Annotated in this window: 15 protein-coding genes; 7 read left to right on the top strand and 8 right to left on the bottom strand. The window is 67.3% G+C overall.

Annotation, left to right across the window (positions count from 1 at the left end):
* Positions 1–31 precede the first annotated feature (31 nt).
* A complete protein-coding gene (dnaK, locus tag AC0CH8_RS12820) occupies positions 32–1,936 on the bottom strand; it encodes a molecular chaperone DnaK (protein WP_465240232.1) in 1,905 nt (634 codons plus the stop codon).
* A gap of 195 nt (positions 1,937–2,131) precedes the next feature.
* Between dnaK and AC0CH8_RS12825 the strand changes: the two genes are divergently transcribed.
* Both AC0CH8_RS12825 and AC0CH8_RS12830 read left to right on the top strand, forming a co-directional pair.
* The gene (locus tag AC0CH8_RS12825) at positions 2,132–2,551 is read left to right on the top strand and encodes a copper chaperone PCu(A)C (RefSeq protein ID WP_465240332.1); all 420 of its coding nucleotides are present in this window, start codon (positions 2,132–2,134) and stop codon (positions 2,549–2,551) included.
* A gap of 56 nt (positions 2,552–2,607) precedes the next feature.
* Positions 2,608–3,009: a vgr related protein gene (locus tag AC0CH8_RS12830; protein ID WP_465240333.1), complete on the top strand. Its 402-nt coding sequence runs from the start codon at positions 2,608–2,610 to the stop codon at positions 3,007–3,009.
* 75 nt (positions 3,010–3,084) lie between these two features.
* On the opposite strand, the gene trhO is transcribed toward AC0CH8_RS12830, so the two are convergent.
* Positions 3,085–4,035, bottom strand: coding sequence for an oxygen-dependent tRNA uridine(34) hydroxylase TrhO (gene trhO / locus AC0CH8_RS12835; RefSeq protein ID WP_465240233.1), 951 nt, complete (start codon positions 4,033–4,035; stop codon positions 3,085–3,087).
* Positions 4,007–5,242: a threonine synthase gene (locus tag AC0CH8_RS12840; RefSeq protein WP_465240334.1), complete on the bottom strand. Its 1,236-nt coding sequence runs from the start codon at positions 5,240–5,242 to the stop codon at positions 4,007–4,009. Before AC0CH8_RS12840 ends, trhO begins: the two co-directional genes overlap by 29 nt.
* A gap of 101 nt (positions 5,243–5,343) precedes the next feature.
* On the opposite strand from AC0CH8_RS12840, the gene AC0CH8_RS12845 reads away from it, so the two are divergent.
* Positions 5,344–6,321, top strand: coding sequence for an SDR family oxidoreductase (locus AC0CH8_RS12845; RefSeq protein ID WP_465240234.1), 978 nt, complete (start codon positions 5,344–5,346; stop codon positions 6,319–6,321).
* 121 nt (positions 6,322–6,442) lie between these two features.
* Here AC0CH8_RS12845 and grpE read toward each other — a convergent pair whose 3' ends face one another.
* The 3 genes from grpE to AC0CH8_RS12860 form a co-directional block, all read right to left on the bottom strand.
* Positions 6,443–6,997, bottom strand: a complete 555-nt coding sequence (gene grpE, locus AC0CH8_RS12850) for a nucleotide exchange factor GrpE (protein WP_465240235.1) — start codon at positions 6,995–6,997, stop codon at positions 6,443–6,445.
* Between the two features lie 14 nt (positions 6,998–7,011).
* Positions 7,012–8,064 (bottom strand): heat-inducible transcriptional repressor HrcA, encoded by a 1,053-nt coding sequence (gene hrcA / locus AC0CH8_RS12855; protein WP_465240236.1) that lies wholly within the window; start codon positions 8,062–8,064, stop codon positions 7,012–7,014.
* Positions 8,065–8,138: 74 nt separating this feature from the next.
* On the bottom strand, positions 8,139–8,639 hold the full coding sequence (locus AC0CH8_RS12860; protein WP_465240237.1) for a DUF6438 domain-containing protein: 501 nt from the start codon (positions 8,637–8,639) through the stop codon (positions 8,139–8,141).
* An 85-nt stretch (positions 8,640–8,724) separates the two neighbouring features.
* Here AC0CH8_RS12860 and rph point away from each other — a divergent pair, with 85 nt between their 5' ends.
* On the top strand, positions 8,725–9,438 hold the full coding sequence (gene rph / locus AC0CH8_RS12865; RefSeq protein WP_465240238.1) for a ribonuclease PH: 714 nt from the start codon (positions 8,725–8,727) through the stop codon (positions 9,436–9,438).
* Entirely contained in the window at positions 9,435–10,076 is a 642-nt protein-coding gene (rdgB, locus tag AC0CH8_RS12870) for an RdgB/HAM1 family non-canonical purine NTP pyrophosphatase (protein WP_465240239.1), read from the top strand. Before rph ends, rdgB begins: the two co-directional genes overlap by 4 nt.
* A 44-nt stretch (positions 10,077–10,120) precedes the next feature.
* Here the strand turns inward: rdgB and AC0CH8_RS12875 are convergent, their stop codons facing one another.
* Positions 10,121–11,788: an MFS transporter gene (locus AC0CH8_RS12875; RefSeq protein WP_465240240.1), complete on the bottom strand. Its 1,668-nt coding sequence runs from the start codon at positions 11,786–11,788 to the stop codon at positions 10,121–10,123.
* Between the two features lie 147 nt (positions 11,789–11,935).
* Here AC0CH8_RS12875 and AC0CH8_RS12880 point away from each other — a divergent pair, with 147 nt between their 5' ends.
* Positions 11,936–12,784 carry an endonuclease/exonuclease/phosphatase family protein gene (locus AC0CH8_RS12880; protein ID WP_465240241.1) on the top strand — a complete coding sequence of 283 codons (849 nt, stop codon included), beginning with the start codon at positions 11,936–11,938 and terminating at the stop codon, positions 12,782–12,784.
* Positions 12,785–12,940: 156 nt separating this feature from the next.
* Here the strand turns inward: AC0CH8_RS12880 and AC0CH8_RS12885 are convergent, their stop codons facing one another.
* Positions 12,941–14,287, bottom strand: a complete 1,347-nt coding sequence (locus tag AC0CH8_RS12885; protein WP_204196816.1) for an MFS transporter — start codon at positions 14,285–14,287, stop codon at positions 12,941–12,943.
* 429 nt (positions 14,288–14,716) lie between these two features.
* Between AC0CH8_RS12885 and cyoA the strand changes: the two genes are divergently transcribed.
* On the top strand, positions 14,717–15,802 hold the full coding sequence (gene cyoA / locus AC0CH8_RS12890) for a ubiquinol oxidase subunit II (protein ID WP_465240335.1): 1,086 nt from the start codon (positions 14,717–14,719) through the stop codon (positions 15,800–15,802).
* Positions 15,803–15,816 lie beyond the last annotated feature (14 nt).

Consider the following 15,816-nt stretch of genomic DNA (forward strand, 5'->3'; position numbering starts at 1 on the left):
CTCCGATCCGGGAGCGACGGCGGGAGGTGCATCACGCCTTGTGGTTGTCGTCGACTTCCGAGAACTCGGCGTCGACCACGTCTTCCTTGGGCGCGTCGGCGGTGTCGGATGCGGGGGACGCCTCCGACTGCTGCTGCTTCTCGTAGATCGCCTGACCCATCTTCATCGCGACCTGCGCCAACGCCTGCGCCTTTTCGTTCATCGCATCGGGCTCGCCGCCTTCGACCGCCGCCTTCGCGGCGTCGATCGCGGTCTGGATCTCACCCTTCAGCGACTCGTCGATCTTGTCGCCATTGTCGGCCAGCTGACGCTCGGTCGTGTGGATCAGCGATTCGGCGTTGTTCTTCGCCTCGGCACCGGCCCGGCGCTTCTTGTCCTCCTCGGCGAACTGCTCCGCGTCGCGAACCATCTGCTCGATGTCGTTGTCGGACAGGCCACCCGACGCCTGGATGCGGATCTGCTGCTCCTTACCCGTGCCCTTGTCCTTGGCCGACACGTTGACCAGGCCATTGGCGTCGATGTCGAACGTGACCTCGATCTGCGGCACGCCGCGCGGTGCTGGCGGGATGCCGACCAGGTCGAACTGTCCCAACAACTTGTTGTCCGCCGCCATCTCCCGCTCGCCCTGGAACACGCGAATCGTCACCGCGCCCTGGTTGTCGTCGGCGGTCGAATAGGTCTGCGCCTTCTTGGTCGGGATCGTCGTGTTGCGATCGATCATCCGGGTGAACACGCCACCCAGCGTCTCGATGCCCAGCGACAGCGGCGTCACGTCGAGCAGCAGCACGTCCTTGACGTCGCCCTGCAACACGCCCGCCTGGATCGCGGCGCCCATCGCCACGACCTCATCCGGGTTCACGCCGGTATGCGGGTCCTTGCCGAAGAACGCCTTCACCGCCTCGCGCACCTTCGGCATGCGCGTCATGCCGCCGACCAGCACGACTTCGCTGATGTCGTCGGTCTTCAGGCCGGCATCGGCCAGCGCCTTCTTCATGGGCTCGATCGTGCGCTTGATCAGGTCGTCGACCAGCCGCTCCAGATCGGCGCGGTTGATCGTCTTCACGAGGTGCTTCGGCCCGTTCTGGTCGGCCGTGATGAACGGCAGATTGACCTCGGTCGAGGCCGCCGACGACAGCTCGATCTTCGCCTTCTCGGCGGCTTCCTTCAGGCGCTGGAGCGCGAGCTTGTCCTTGGCGAGGTCGATGCCCTCGTCCTTCTTGAAGCCCTCGGCCAGGAACTCGACCAGCTTGTTGTCGAAATCCTCACCGCCCAGGAACGTATCGCCGTTGGTCGCCTTCACCTCGAACACGCCGTCGCCGATCTCCAGGATCGAGACGTCGAACGTGCCGCCGCCCAGATCGTAGACCGCGATCGTCTTGCCGTCCTGCTTCTCCAGCCCATAGGCCAAAGCCGCCGCGGTCGGCTCGTTGATGATGCGCAGCACTTCAAGGCCCGCGATCTGGCCGGCGTCCTTGGTCGCCTGACGCTGCGCGTCGTTGAAGTACGCCGGGACCGTGATGACCGCCTGCGTCACCGTCTCGCCCAGATAGGACTCGGCGGTTTCCTTCATCTTCTGGAGCGTGAAGGCGCTGATCTGCGACGGGCTGTAATCCTTGCCCCCGGCCGAGACCCACGCGTCGCCATTCGAACCGCGCGCGATCTTGTAGGGCACCAGCTCGGTGTCCTTCTTGGTGATCGGGTCGTCGAAGCGGCGGCCGATCAGGCGCTTCACCGCGAAGATCGTATTGTCGCCGTTCGTCACCGCCTGACGCTTGGCGGGCTGACCGACCAGCCGCTCGCCGTCCTTGGCGAAGGCGACGATCGACGGGGTCGTGCGTGCACCCTCTGCGTTCTCGATCACCTTGGGCTTGCCGCCCTCCATCACCGCAACGCAGCTGTTGGTGGTGCCGAGATCGATGCCGATTACTTTAGCCATGAGTCGTAGATGCCCCTCAACAAACAAAATAGGCCCTTGGGACTGCGCCCCGTTACGGCGGCGCAATCACTGGTTGATGGGCGCGATATAGGTGGCGTGCCGCTTGCCGCAAGAAGTCGTGGAACCTAGTGCGTGCTTCGTATCGCGAAGGGACAGGCGGCAATGCGCGGGCTTTTGATAAGGATGGCACCGGTGATGTGCGCTGCGGCGATGCTCGCCGGCTGCCTGAAGGCGGAGACGGTGGAGACGGAGGACCCGTGGGTGCGCCTGCCCGCCGTCGCCGGCCGGCCCGCATCGGGCTATTTCAAGATGCACGGGGCGGGCAAGGACGCAGTGCTGATCAACGTCGCCGCCGATCTCGCCGTGCGCACCGAAATGCACGAGAGCATGAAGGGGCCGGGCGGCACGATGACGATGACGCCGCTGACCCGCGTCGCAGTGCCGGCGCGAAGCGATGTGGTGTTCGCACCCGGCGGGCGTCATCTGATGCTGTTCGGGGTGAACCCGGCGCTGAAGCCCGGCGGCACGACGATCCTGACCTTCACCTTCTCCGACGGGTCGCGGATGCAGCGCAAGGCGTGGGCGATCGCAGCGGGCGATCCGGCCCCCAAGTGACGCCGCCCCGCTCCGCCAGACCGCTGACCGCCGGTGAGGTGTCGCTGGCGCGCGGCATGTTCGGCGACCGGATCGATTATGCCGGAGTCGAGATACGCCGCTGGAAATGGGCGTTCTTCCAACCGCGCGGCACGGTGATGGCACCGCGCGGCCACATTCACCTGCATCCCGAGAATCTCGACTGGCGCGAGGATTATGCGGCAGCCGGGCTGCAATTGCAGGGGCTGTTCCTGCACGAAATGGTGCATGTCTGGCAGCATCAGTGCGGACTCTGCCTGCCGCTGAAGCGCCACCCGTTCTGCCGTTACGACTATGCGCTGAAGCCGGGCCAGCCGTTCCACCGCTACGGGATCGAGCAACAGGCGGAGATCGTCCGCCACGCCTTCCTCCTGCGCGCCGGGGCGAAGGTCGTCGGCGCGCCGGGGGTGGAGGTGTATGAGGGGCTGCTGCCGTTCTGAGCGGCTGTGCCGCTGGTCCCGCTCACCGGCACCGCTGTTCCATCATGGTCTCCGGCGACCTGACAGATCGCGCGGTCACTCCGACGCCACCGCCCCAACATGCGCCTCGCCCCGAGCCGCGGCGAGTTCCACCTGCCGGTGCCGCTCCGCATAGCCGGCGCGTTGTTCATCGGTACGGTCGGCATGGCAGCGGGGGCAGGCCACCCCTTCTTCGTACAAGGGCGACGCGCGGTCGGCTTCGCTGACGGGCATGCGACAACCGCGGCACAGGACGTGCGTGCCCGGCGTCAGTCCGTGGCCGACCGCCACCCGCTCGTCGAACACGAAGCACTCGCCAGTCCAACGGCTCTCCGCCGCCGGCACCTCCTCCAGATAGCGGAGGATGCCGCCGTCGAGGTGGAACACGTCCCCCACCCCCTCCCGCTTCAGATACGCCGTTGCCTTTTCGCAGCGGATGCCGCCGGTGCAGAACATCGCGACGCGCTTGCCGGCCAGATCGTCGCGGTGCGCCTCCACCCACGCCGGAAAGTCGCGGAAGCTGTCGGTTCTGGGATCGACCGCCCCGGCGAAGCTGCCGACCGCGACCTCATACGCGTTGCGGGTGTCGATCACGACGGTGTCGGGGTCGTCGACCAGCGCGTTCCAGTCGGCGGGCGCGACATAGGTACCGACATCGTCCAGCGGATCGATGTCGAGCACCCCCATCGTGACGATCTCCGCCTTCAGCCGCACCTTCAGCCGGTGGAACGGCATCGTTTCCGCCTCGGCGAGCTTGGGCTTCAGGTCCGCGCATCCGGGCAGGGCGCGGATCGCCGCCAGTACCGTGTCGATCGCATCGGGAGCGCCGGCGATCGTCCCGTTGACGCCTTCGCTGGCGACCAACAGCGTACCGCGGATGGCCGCCGCCTGCGCGACCGCCTCCAGGTGCTCGCGCACCGAAGCGGTATCGTCGAAGCGGGCGAACCGATAAAGGGCGGCGATCCGGATCACGGGCGCGTCACAGACGATCGAAGTCGATCGGCGCATGCCGGTCGAGCGTCTGCGGCGCTGGCGGCATCGGGTATTTCAGTCCGGTGGCGCAGTTGAACAGCACGACGCGCTCGTCCTCGTCGACCTCACCGGTTTTCACCGCCTCGCGGTACGCGGCCAGCGTCGCGCCGCCTTCGGGGCACAGCAGCAAGCCGTCCTTGCGCGCGCAATCGCCCACCGCCTTCAGGATCGCTGGATCGCCGACCCCCAGCGCCTTGCCGCCGCTCTCCCGCACCGCGCGCAGGATCAGGAAATCGCCCACCGCCTTCGGCACGCGGATGCCGGCGGCAACGGTGTGGGCATCCTCCCAGCGCTCGGCATGTTCCTCGCCCGCCTCGAACGCGCGGACGATCGGTGCGCAGCCCGACGCCTGCACCGCGTACATGCGTGGACGCTTCGCCCCGATCCAGCCGAGCGCCTCCAGTTCGTCGAACGCTTTCCACATGCCGATCAGGCCGGTGCCGCTGCCGGTGGGATAGAAGATCGCGTCGGGCAGTTCCCAACCAAGTTGGGTGGCGAGTTCCAGACCCATCGTCTTCTTGCCCTCGATCCGGTACGGCTCCTTCAGGGTCGAGAAGTCGAACCAGCGACCTTCCGCCGCGCCCTTGCCGACGATCGCGCCGCAATCGTCGATCAGGCCGTTGACCCGCCAGACCCGCGCGCCCTGCATCGCGATCTCGCGGACATTCACCTCGGGCGTGTCCTCCGGGCAGAACACGATCGTCTCGATCCCGACGCGCGTCGCATAGGCCGCCAGTGCAGCGCCGGCATTGCCGTTGGTCGGCATCGCGATCCGGGTCACGCCCAGTTCCTTCGCCATCGAAACCGCCATGACGAGGCCGCGCGCCTTGAAGCTGCCGGTCGGCAAGCGCCCCTCGTCCTTCACCAGCACGTTGCCGCCGCCGGACGCCGGGATCGGGATCAGCGGCGTCTCGATCTCGCCCAGACTGACGACGTTTTCCGTTCGCCGGACCGGCAGCAATTCGCGCCAGCGCCACAGGTCGGTCGGGCGCGCCTCCAACGCGTCCTGCGACAGCGCCGTCCCGATGGCGTCCAGATCGTAGCGGACCAGCAGCGGCCGGCCCGCCCGCGACAGGCCGTGAAGCTGGTCCGCGTCGTACCGCTCACCGGTGATCGAGCATTCCAGATGCGTGACGAAGGTCGGGCGGTCGGCGCTGAGGTTCGGGTTGGGGTTCGGGTTCATGGCCGCCGCATCTACCGCGCGCGGATCGCGACGGAAACCCTTCGCCAAGGAACTGCCGTGCTCGCAACCGGTTAGCATTTGGAAGCACGGGAGTTTCCAACATGACCGATACCGACCGCCGAACCTTCGTCACCGGCGCGGCCCTCGCCGCAGGCGTCGCCGCCGCCGCACCGGCCATCGCGCAGGGCGCCAAGCCGGCAACCACGCCGCAGGCCGCCGCCTATCCGAAGCCGCCCTTCCCGGTTCAGCGCCAGCCCTGGCCCGGTCTTGCGTCGAAAATGACTCCACGGCCGGATCACGGCGAGACGAGTTACAAGGGTTCCGGCCGGCTCGCAGGCAAGAAGGCGCTGATCACCGGCGGCGACAGCGGCATCGGTCGCGCCGCCGCGATCGCCTATGCGCGCGAGGGCGCCGATGTAGCGATCAACTACCTGCCCGCGGAGGAACCCGATGCGCGCGAGGTGATCGCGCTCATCAAGGCGGAAGGGCGCAACGCCGTGGCGATCCCCGGCGACCTGCGCGACGAGGCGTTCTGCCGGAAATTGGTGGAGCAGGCGGCCGCAAAGCTCGGCGGGCTCGACATCCTCGTCAACAACGCCGCGCGCCAGCAGACGAGACCGACGATCGCCGACATTTCCTCGGAGGATTTCGACGCGACGATGAAGACCAACGTCTACGCACCGTTCTGGCTGACGAAAGCCGCGGTGGCACGGATGGGAGCAGGCAGCGTGATCGTCAATACGTCGTCCGAACAGGCGGGCGATCCATCGAAGGACATCATCGACTATGCGATGACGCGCGCCGCGGTGCTGAACTTCACCAAGGGGATGGCCAAGCAGCTTGCGGAAAAGGGCATCCGCGTCAACGCCGTCGCGCCGGGACCATTCTGGACGCCGCTACAGGTCAGCGGCGGCGCGACGCCGGAGAAGCAGAAGTCGTTCGGCGAAAGCTCGCCGCTGGGTCGGCCGGGGCAACCGGCGGAAATTGCCGGGCTGTACGTCGCGGCAGCGGATCCGGCGCTGTCCTTCTCGACCGGCCAAATCTTCGGGGCGACCGGTGGGGGCGGACAGCCGGCTTAACGCGATCCCGTGTCCCCGCGAAGGCGAGGACCCAGTGAGCCGCAGATGCTGAACTCGTGGCTCACTGGGTCCCCGCCTTGCCGGGACCCCGGTACTGGCGGCAGGGATAGCCAGCGTCAGATCACCCCGCCTTGGCGACCCCGACCAGCGCCGGCCGCAGCAGGCGGTCCTTGATCATGTACCCAGCCTGCATCTCCTGCACGACGGTGCCCGGCGGCGCATCGCTCGGCACTTCCAACATCGCCTGATGCTTGTTGGGGTCGAGCGTCGCGCCCATCGCCTCGATCTTGGTAATGCCGTGGCGCTGAAACACGCTTTCCAGCTCGCGTCCGGTCGCTTCCAGACCCGTTACCAGACCCTTCGACTTCTCGTCGGCGCGCCAGTCGGCCGGGATTGCCGCCAGACCACGCGACAGATTGTCGGCAACCGACAGGATGTCGCGCGCGAAGCTGGTGGTCGCATAGGCGCGAGCATCGACCGCTTCCTTCTCGGCGCGGCGGCGGACGTTCTGCACCTCCGCCTGCGCATACAGCACCTGCTGCTTCGCCTCCGCCAGTTGCGCTTCCAGCTCGGCGATGCGGCCCTGCGACAAGTCGTGTTCCGCGACTTCCGGCGCCGCCTCGGCGGTCTCGGCGCGCAGGTCCTCTCCGGCGGTTTCGGTCTCGTTGTCGATCATCATAGTCCCTGTACTTATTGCATCAGGCGAGCGAGCGTCGCCGCAGTGAAATCCACCATGGGCACGACGCGCGCGTAGTTCAACCGCGTCGGGCCGATCACGCCGACCACGCCGACCACCTGCCCGCCCGGTCCCCGAAACGGTCGCGCGATGACGGACGATCCGCTGAGCGCGAACAATTTGTTTTCCGCGCCGATGAAGATGCGCGTCGCGTCGCCGACGCGCGCCGAGTCGAGCAGCGAGGCGATCTCCTGCTTGCCCTCCAGATCGTCGAGCAGGTCGCGGACGCGGTCGAGGTCGGCGGCGGCGGCGGCATCGATCAGTCGCCCCTGCCCGCGCACGATCAGCACCGGGCGTCGGCGGTCGTCCTCGCTCCAGATCGCGATGCCACGTTCGACAAGCGCGCGCGCCGACGCATCCAGCGCCGCGCGCCCGTCCGCCAGCTCGCGCTCCACCCGCGACTTCGCCTCTGCCAGCGTCAGTCCGCCGAGCGTCGCCGACAGGTAATTGCCCGCCTCCACCAGCGCGGATGGGTCCATTCCGTCGGGCAGGTCGATGACGCGGTTCTCGACCGCGCCGTCCTCCCCGACCATCACCGCCAAAGCCTGCATCCTCGACAGCGGCACGAAGCCGATCGAGCGCAGCGTGACCTCGCGCTTGGGCACCAGCACCAGCCCGGCACACGCCGACAGTCCCGACAGCGCGGCGGTGGTAGCGGCCAGCGCGTCCTCCACCGGCCCGGCGCGCAGCGCACGCGCGGCGAGTTGCGCCTCGATCGCGGTGCGCTCCTCCGTGGACGGTTCGGCGGCCTGCATCATGCCGTCGACAAACAGCCGCAGCCCGCGCTCGGTCGGCACGCGGCCTGCCGAGGTGTGCGGCGAAGCGAGCAGACCCAGCGACTCGAGTTCGCCCATGACATTGCGGATCGATGCCGGTGACAGGTTCAGGCTGGAGGCGATCGCGATCGTCTTCGACCCCATCGGCGCACCGTTCGCCAGATAGCCGTCGACGACCGCGCGAAAGATCTCGCGAGCGCGGTCGGTCAGTTCGGTAACGGGCGGGGCCATAGGGATGATCTAGGCTGTCCCGAGGCCGGGATAAAGCGCCGCTTCATCCCGGCCCCTGATTGGGAGGGACCGGGTCACCGTTTCCCGATGAACGCGTCGATCGGCAGCAGGTCCGGGGCGGATCGGAGTGCCGTCCGCATGCGATCGTCATTGTCAGGACGGCAGCCATAGTAGAGCGACAGATGCTGTCCCGCCCCCTCCAGCCCGGTCCATTGCACGTCGACGCTCGGCATGTCGGTCGGCGCGTTGCCGCAATCCGGACTTCCCGGCTGGATCAGCCGCTCTCCGGAGGCGGGGCGATACGGTGCCAACGCGGTGGCGAAGCGGCGGTACGCATCCGGTGTCGTCGTGAATGACCGCAGCCCGGTGACTGCGGTATGCGCCTTCCCCTCGAACACACCGCTGCCGTCGGGATGAACCGTGACCGTATAGACCGGGCAGGTACCGAAGCACGGCGCCGTCGAGTAGCTGATCTCCTCCCGCTCGATCGGCACCGGCGCGCCACCCGGCTGAGGCGTGGTCGCACACCCCGCCAGTATCGTCGCGGCGAACAAGGCAGTGATCTTAAGGTGCATAACTCGGTTCCTCATTCGCACGGCCACTGGCGTGGGCCGCCCTCGAACGCTAGGGCTTGGGCTACCCGACCTTGAGGAGAGTTGAATGCGCCCCAGCGGCCGCGCGCCAGATCAGATGCGCGCCATCACCATCGAGCCCCGCTTCACCCGCCATGCGGAAGGATCGGTGCTGATCGGCTTCGGCGACACCAAGGTCCTCGTCACTGCTTCCATCGAGGAACGCGTGCCGCCCTTCCTGCGCGGCAAGGGCGAGGGTTGGGTGACGGCGGAATATGGCATGCTGCCCCGCGCCACCCACACCCGCGGCAACCGCGAGGCGGCGAAGGGCAAGCAGTCGGGCCGGACGCAGGAAATCCAGCGGCTGATCGGCCGCTCGCTGCGCTCCGTCGTCGACATGAAGCTGCTCGGCGAACGCCAGATCGTGCTCGACTGCGACGTGATCCAGGCGGACGGCGGCACGCGCACCGCCTCGATCTCCGGCGCGTGGGTCGCCTTGCGGCTGGCGGTCGACGGCCTGATGAAGTCCGGCAAGCTCACGACCGACCCGATCACGCAGAAGGTCGCCGCGGTCAGCTGCGGCATCTACAAGGGCACACCCGTCCTCGACCTCGATTACGACGAGGACTCGGCGGCCGACGCGGACGGCAACTTCGTCCTGCTGGAAAACGGCAACATCGCCGAGGCGCAGGCGACGGCCGAGCACGCGACCTATGACGAGGAGGCGCTGCTGAGGCTGCTGAGGCTCGCTCGCATGGGCTGCGCCGACATCTTCCGCGCCCAAGCCGAAGCCGTGAAATGAGCGGCGAGGGCAAGGAACCGCAGGCGATCCGCAAACTCGCTCCGGGCAAGCTCGTCATCGCCAGCCACAATCCCGGCAAGGTGCGCGAGATCGCGGCCTTGCTGGAGGGGCATGGCCTCGATGTCGTGTCTGCAGCCTCGCTCGACCTGCCCGAGCCGGAGGAGACCGGCACCACCTTCGTCATGAACGCCGAGCTGAAGGCGCGCGCGGCGGCGGACCTGTCCGGCCTGCCCGCGCTGGCCGACGACAGCGGCCTGTGCGTCGATGCGCTGGACGGAGAACCCGGCATCTTCTCCGCGCGCTGGGGTGGGCCGGACAAGGACTTCGGCATGGCGATGCGCCTGATCGAGGATCATCTCCGCCGGATCGAGGCGGAAACGGGCAGCCCGCCCGCCCGCACCGCGCATTTCGTCTGCGCGCTGGCGCTGGCATGGCCGGACGGGCACGTCGAATGGTTCGAGGGCCGGGTCGATGGCACGCTCGTCGCACCGGTGCGCGGCGACAAGGGGCACGGTTACGATCCAATGTTCGTGCCCGACGGCCACGACCGCACCTTTGGCGAGATGGACGACGCGTTCAAGAACGAGATCAGCCACCGCGCGGACGCCTTTCGCCAGATGGTGGCGGCGGTGTTCTGATCGCCGTCTTCTCGCTCCCTCCCGGAAGAGGGAGCGAGAAGACGCTACGCCTCAATATCCCGCCGGAACGTCTCCGGCAGGAACAGCAACCCCAACATCAGCGTGATCGCGGCCAGCACGACCGGGTACCAGAGCCCGTAATAGATGTCCCCCGTCGCCGCGACCATCGCGAAGGCGGTCGTGGGCAGGAACCCGCCGAACCAGCCATTGCCGATATGATAGGGCAGCGACATGGATGTGTAGCGGATGTTGGTCGGGAACAATTCGACCAGCAGCGCGGCGATCGGTCCGTAGACGGCCGTTACCAGCAGCACCATGAAGAACAGGATCGCGATTACCAGTGGCGTGTTCATGCCCGCCGGATCATACTTCGCCGGATAGCCGGCCGAGGCGACCGCGGTCTTCAACTCGGCCTGATAGGCGGCGATCGCGGCCTTGCGCGCCTCTCCGGCCACGGCGGCAGGATCTGGTGCGATGAAGCTGCGATCGCCGATCCGGACCTGCGCTATCGTGCCCGCCGGAGCCTCGACATTCGCGTAGCTGATGCCGTTCTTCGCCAGCCACGACTTGGCGATGTCGCAGCTTTTCGCGTCAAACCGGTTGCGACCGATCGGATCGAACTGGACCGAGCAATCCGCATCGTGGCTGACGACCGTCACCGGCGACCGTGCCTGCGCCGCCGCCAGCGCCGGATTCGCGGCCTGCGTCAACGCGCCGAACAGCGGAAAATACGTCAGCGCCGCCAACGCGCAGCCGGTCATGATGATGGGCTTGCGCCCGATCTTGTCCGACAGCCAGCCGAAGATCACGAAGAAGGGCGTGCCCAACGCCAATGCGACCGCCATCAGGACGTTCGTCGTCGCGCCGTCGACCTTCAGCATCTTTTCGAGGAAGAACAATGCGTAGAACTGGCCGGTATACCACACCACCGCCTGGCCCATCGCCGCGCCGAACAATGCGATCAGCACGATCTTCAGATTGCCCCAGCGCGCGAACGCCTCCGTCAGCGGGGCCTTGGACGTCTTGCCCTCGTCCTTCATCCGCTGGAACGCCGGGCTCTCCGCCAGTTGCAGCCGGATCCACAACGACACGCCGAGCAGCACGATCGAGATGATGAACGGCAGCCGCCATCCCCACGCAGCGAACGCCACCTCTCCGATCAACGTCCGTAGCCCGATGACGACGAGCAACGCCGCGAACAGCCCGAGCGTCGCGGTCGTCTGGATGAAGCTGGTATACAGGCCGCGCCGGTGCGCCGGAGCGTGCTCCGCGACATAGGTCGCCGCCCCGCCATATTCGCCACCCAGCGCCAGCCCCTGCAACAGCCGCAACAGCACCAGGAGCAACGGCGCGGCGACGCCGATCGTTGCGTAGGACGGCAACAGACCGACCGCGAAGGTCGACAGGCCCATGATCCCCATCGTCACGAGAAACGTGTTCTTGCGCCCGACCAGATCGCCGATCCGCCCGAACACCAGCGCCCCGAACGGCCGCACCGCAAATCCTGCGGCGAACGCGCCCAGTGCAAGGATGAAGCCCGTCGTTTCGTTGACGCCCGAGAAGAACTGCGCCGAGATGTACGTCGCCAGCAGGCCGTACAGGTAGAAGTCATACCATTCGAACACGGTGCCCAGCGAGGAGGCGATGATGACCTTCTTGTCGCTCTGGAATGTCGCGTCTCCAGCAGCGGCGCCTGCATATGCCGTCATCATGCTCTCCCCCGAATTGCCGCGATCTAAGCGCAGTTCGGCGACGAAGACCACCCGCGGCTATCATCGTCGCGAAATGGAAGCAGAGCTGGCCTGATCGTCGCGGCGGTGGCTAAGAGCGCCACGATCCCCCACGCTCGAAGGAGAGTGATGTTGAACCGGTTCCTGCATCTCCTGCTGCCAGCACTCGTGCTCTCGCCGAGCGCGGCCACCGCCCAGGCGCTGAAGGTGATGACCTTCAACGTCCGCTATGCCTCCGACGAGGGGCCGCAGGCTTGGCCCGTGCGGCGGCCGGTGATGATCGCGTTGTTGAAACAGGCGCGGCCCGACCTGATCGGAACGCAGGAGCTGTTGCAGCGGCAGGGCGACGATCTGGTCCGCGCGCTGCCCGGCTATCGCTGGTTCGGACGCGACCGGCGCGGCGAGCACAAGGACGAACATATGGGCGTATTCTATCGCCCCGACCGGCTGCGTCTCGTCCGACAGGGTGATTTCTGGCTGTCCGAAACTCCCGACGTCGTCGGCAGTTCGAGCTGGGGCACCGACCTGCCGCGCATGGCGACCTGGGCGGTGTTCGAGACGCTGGGCAAGCCGACCTCGGGCAAGCAGCGGAAGCGGTTCGTATTCGTCGACACGCATCTGGCTCACCGCGATCAGGACGACGACGCGCGCGACCGTGCCGTCGCAACGATCCTTGCCCGCCTGCCGAAGCTGGCGGCGGGATTGCCGGTGATCGTGGCGGGCGACATGAACGCACGACCCGAGACGGCGGCGTACAAGCGCTTCGCCAAGGCGCTGACCGACGCACGGACGGCGGCGACGCAGGTTCGCGGTCCGGAGAATACATTCCACGACTTCACGGGCAACCCGGATCGCCGGATCGACTACCTGTTCGTCCGCGGGTTCAAGGTTGGGACGCTGGAGACGGACACATTCCACCTGGGGACGACCTATCCGTCCGATCACTTCCCCGTCACGGCCACCGTCAGCTTTCGATAACGCCCGCTTCTCCGTCGTCAGGCGAGGACTTGCATCTTCTCCCCTCCCGTTCAGGGGAGGGGCTGGGGGTGGGGCGGTGCCGCGAGCAGGTCGCCTGTGGAGAGGCCCCAGCCCAACCCCTCCCCTGAACGGGAGGGGCTAAAGCGTGCCCCTCATTCAGGCACTCCGCCGCGCCCAGTCCTTGTTCCACCCCAAGGCGGCCAGCGTGCAGATCGCGCCCGACAGCAGATACGCGCCGACCGACCACAACCCGACGCGACTGGCGAGGAACAGAGCGATCAGCGGCGCGAAGCCCGCCCCGATCAGCCATGCAGAATTGGCGACGATCGCCGCGCCGGTATAGCGGTGCTGTACCGGGAACCGGTCGTTGACCGCCCCCGAGGACTGACCGAACGCCAGTCCCAGCAGGACGAATCCGCCGAGCATGTAGATCGTCTCGCCGAACCCGCCCGCGCCCAGCAACTGCGGCGCGAAGCCCGAATAGGCACCGATCAGCACCGCCGACACGCCCAGCACCGCGCGCCGCCCGACCCGGTCCGCGATCAGGCCCGAGGCGAGGATCGCCAGCACGCCGACCACCGCACCCGCCGCCTCGATCATCAGGAAGCGCACCGGCGTTTCGCCCGCATACAGCGTCACCCATGACAGCGGGAACACCGTGACGAGGTGGAACAGCGCGAAACTGGCGAGCGGGGCGAACGCGCCGAGCACGATCGTCCGCCACTCGCTGAACAGCGTCGCGAACGCGGGCGACGGCTGCAATTCGCGGCTCTCGAACAGGCGTGTGAACTCCGGCGTCGCGACCAGCCGCAGCCGCGCGAACAGCGCGACGACGTTGATCGCCAGCACCACGAAGAACGGATAGCGCCAGCCCCAGGCCAGAAAATCCTCCGGCGACAGGATCGCCAGCAGATAGCCGAACAGCGCCACCGCCACGAGCAGGCCGAGCGGCGCACCCAGTTGCGGAATCATCGCGTACCAGCCGCGCTTCTCCTCCGGCGCGTTGAGCGACAGCAGCGACGGCAGCCCGTCCCACGCCCCACCCAGCGCGACGCCCTGACAGAAGCGGAACAGCCCCAGCAGCACCGCCGCGACCGGGCCGACCTGCGCGTAGCTGGGCAGCAGCGAGATCGCCATTGTCGACCCGCCGAGCAGGAACAGCGCCAGCGTCAACTTGACGCCGCGCCCGTGCATCCGGTCGATCCACATGAACAGCAGCGTGCCGAACGGCCGCGCCACAAACGCCAGCGCGAACAGCGCGAACGAATAGAGCGTGCCGGTGACCGCATCGACATAGGGGAAGATCAGCTTCGGAAAGACCAGCACGGAGGCGAGCGCGTAGACGAAGAAGTCGAAGAACTCGCTCGTCCGCCCGACGATCACGCCAATCGCGATCTCGCCCGGTGCGATGCGGTGCCCGCCATCATGGCCGACACCCGCATTGACGAGGCGCGCATCGCGTTCGAGCGGCGTCGAGGTCGCATTCGCGGTGGAGGCTGTCATCGTCCGTCATGCTCCTGCGGCACCGGGCCGCTCTTCTGCGTCGCGCAGCCCACGGGCTACCATAGCGCCCCTTTGCCCGCGATTGACGGATGGCGGGATTGGACAAAATGTCCAATGGGGCCGCGGCCGCCGGGGTCGTATCGGGCCATCATGCGCGAACACCCGTCCGTCCCACCTACCGCATTGCCCGGCTCCCGGCCTCCGTTCGTCTCGAGCAGGGATCGAGCTTGTCGAGAAACCGTGTCGAGAGACAGGGGCCGCGAAACGCGCTTCGGTCTACTCTCTCGATACGCCGTCTCGACGGGCTCGACGGCTACTCGAGACGAACGGAAGGAAGAGGCGAAAGGTCGCAGCCGGGTAAGCCAGGGTGCGCTCCGCCGCCTCGGTCTCATCCCGCTGCTCGCTCTGGCCGGTTGCCAGCATGCGGTGCTGAACCCCGCGGGCGATGTGGCGCTGCAACAGCGCAACCTGATCTATGCGTCGACCGGCCTGATGCTCATCATCATCGTACCGGTGCTGATCCTGATCGTGCTGTTCGCGTGGCGCTATCGCAAGGGCAATCGCGACGCGACCTACGATCCGAAGTTCGACCATTCGACCTCGCTGGAACTCGTGATCTGGTCTGCGCCGCTGCTCATCATCATCGCGCTCGGCGCGCTGACCTGGTCCAGCACGCACCTGCTCGACCCGTTCCGCCCGCTCGACCGCGTCGCGGCGGGCAAGCCGATCGACAAGAAGCAGGCGCCGATGCTGGTGCAGGTCGTCGCGATGGACTGGAAATGGCTGTTCATCTATCCGGAACAGGGCATCGCGACGGTCAACGAACTGGTGCTGCCGGTCGATCGTCAGGTACGGTTCGACATCACCTCGACCAACATGATGAACAGCTTCTATGCGCCAACGCTGGCGGGGATGGTCTATGCCATGCCCGGCATGCGCAGCACGCTGCACGCGGTGTTGAACAAGCCCGGCGAGTTCGAGGGCTTCTCGGCCAATTATAGCGGCGCGGGTTTTAGCGACATGCGCTTCAAGCTGCGCGGCGTCGACGCGGCGGGCTTCGCGCGCTTCGTCAGCGACGCAAAGGCGAGCGGCCGGTCGCTGTCGACACCCGCCTACCTCCAGCTCGAACGGCCCAGCGAGAAGGTGCCGGCGATCCGCTTCGCCGCGTTCCAGCCGGGGCTGTTCGACAAGGTCTATAATCGCTGCGTCCGCCCCGGCACGCCCTGCATGAGCGACGTGATGATGCGCGACCAGCGGGCAGGCGGCGGCGATCCGCACGACATGCGTGTCGGTTCGGGCATGCCGCAGGGGCGCGACACCGCGGAACCGCCGCGCGGCACCAGGCCCAAGGGCGCATTGTTCAAGGACGCGGACGAGATCGCCCCTGCCCCCAACGTCACCAAGGAGCGCAAACCCGGCGCGCCGGGATCGACGCAGCCCGACAGCCCGCGCAACCGCGACATGTCCTTCCTTCTGCCGACCGTACCGGGCATCGCCCGGACGGCCCGCGGCTAAGCCGCCGGAGCCAT

The organism is Sphingomonas sp. AC435, from assembly GCF_979253005.1.

Bases quoted from the DNA above. Each gene is read 5' to 3' on its own strand.
- dnaK (WP_465240232.1), bottom strand. From the start codon at position 1,936: ATGGCTAAAGTAATCGGCATCGATCTCGGCACCACCAACAGCTGCGTT.
- AC0CH8_RS12825 (WP_465240332.1), top strand. From the start codon at position 2,132: ATGTGCGCTGCGGCGATGCTCGCCGGCTGCCTGAAGGCGGAGACGGTG.
- AC0CH8_RS12830 (WP_465240333.1), top strand. From the start codon at position 2,608: ATGTTCGGCGACCGGATCGATTATGCCGGAGTCGAGATACGCCGCTGG.
- trhO (WP_465240233.1), bottom strand. From the start codon at position 4,035: ATGCGCCGATCGACTTCGATCGTCTGTGACGCGCCCGTGATCCGGATC.
- AC0CH8_RS12840 (WP_465240334.1), bottom strand. From the start codon at position 5,242: ATGAACCCGAACCCCAACCCGAACCTCAGCGCCGACCGCCCGACCTTC.
- AC0CH8_RS12845 (WP_465240234.1), top strand. From the start codon at position 5,344: ATGACCGATACCGACCGCCGAACCTTCGTCACCGGCGCGGCCCTCGCC.
- grpE (WP_465240235.1), bottom strand. From the start codon at position 6,997: ATGATCGACAACGAGACCGAAACCGCCGGAGAGGACCTGCGCGCCGAG.
- hrcA (WP_465240236.1), bottom strand. From the start codon at position 8,064: ATGGCCCCGCCCGTTACCGAACTGACCGACCGCGCTCGCGAGATCTTT.
- AC0CH8_RS12860 (WP_465240237.1), bottom strand. From the start codon at position 8,639: ATGCACCTTAAGATCACTGCCTTGTTCGCCGCGACGATACTGGCGGGG.
- rph (WP_465240238.1), top strand. From the start codon at position 8,725: ATGCGCCCCAGCGGCCGCGCGCCAGATCAGATGCGCGCCATCACCATC.
- rdgB (WP_465240239.1), top strand. From the start codon at position 9,435: ATGAGCGGCGAGGGCAAGGAACCGCAGGCGATCCGCAAACTCGCTCCG.
- AC0CH8_RS12875 (WP_465240240.1), bottom strand. From the start codon at position 11,788: ATGATGACGGCATATGCAGGCGCCGCTGCTGGAGACGCGACATTCCAG.
- AC0CH8_RS12880 (WP_465240241.1), top strand. From the start codon at position 11,936: ATGTTGAACCGGTTCCTGCATCTCCTGCTGCCAGCACTCGTGCTCTCG.
- AC0CH8_RS12885 (WP_204196816.1), bottom strand. From the start codon at position 14,287: ATGACAGCCTCCACCGCGAATGCGACCTCGACGCCGCTCGAACGCGAT.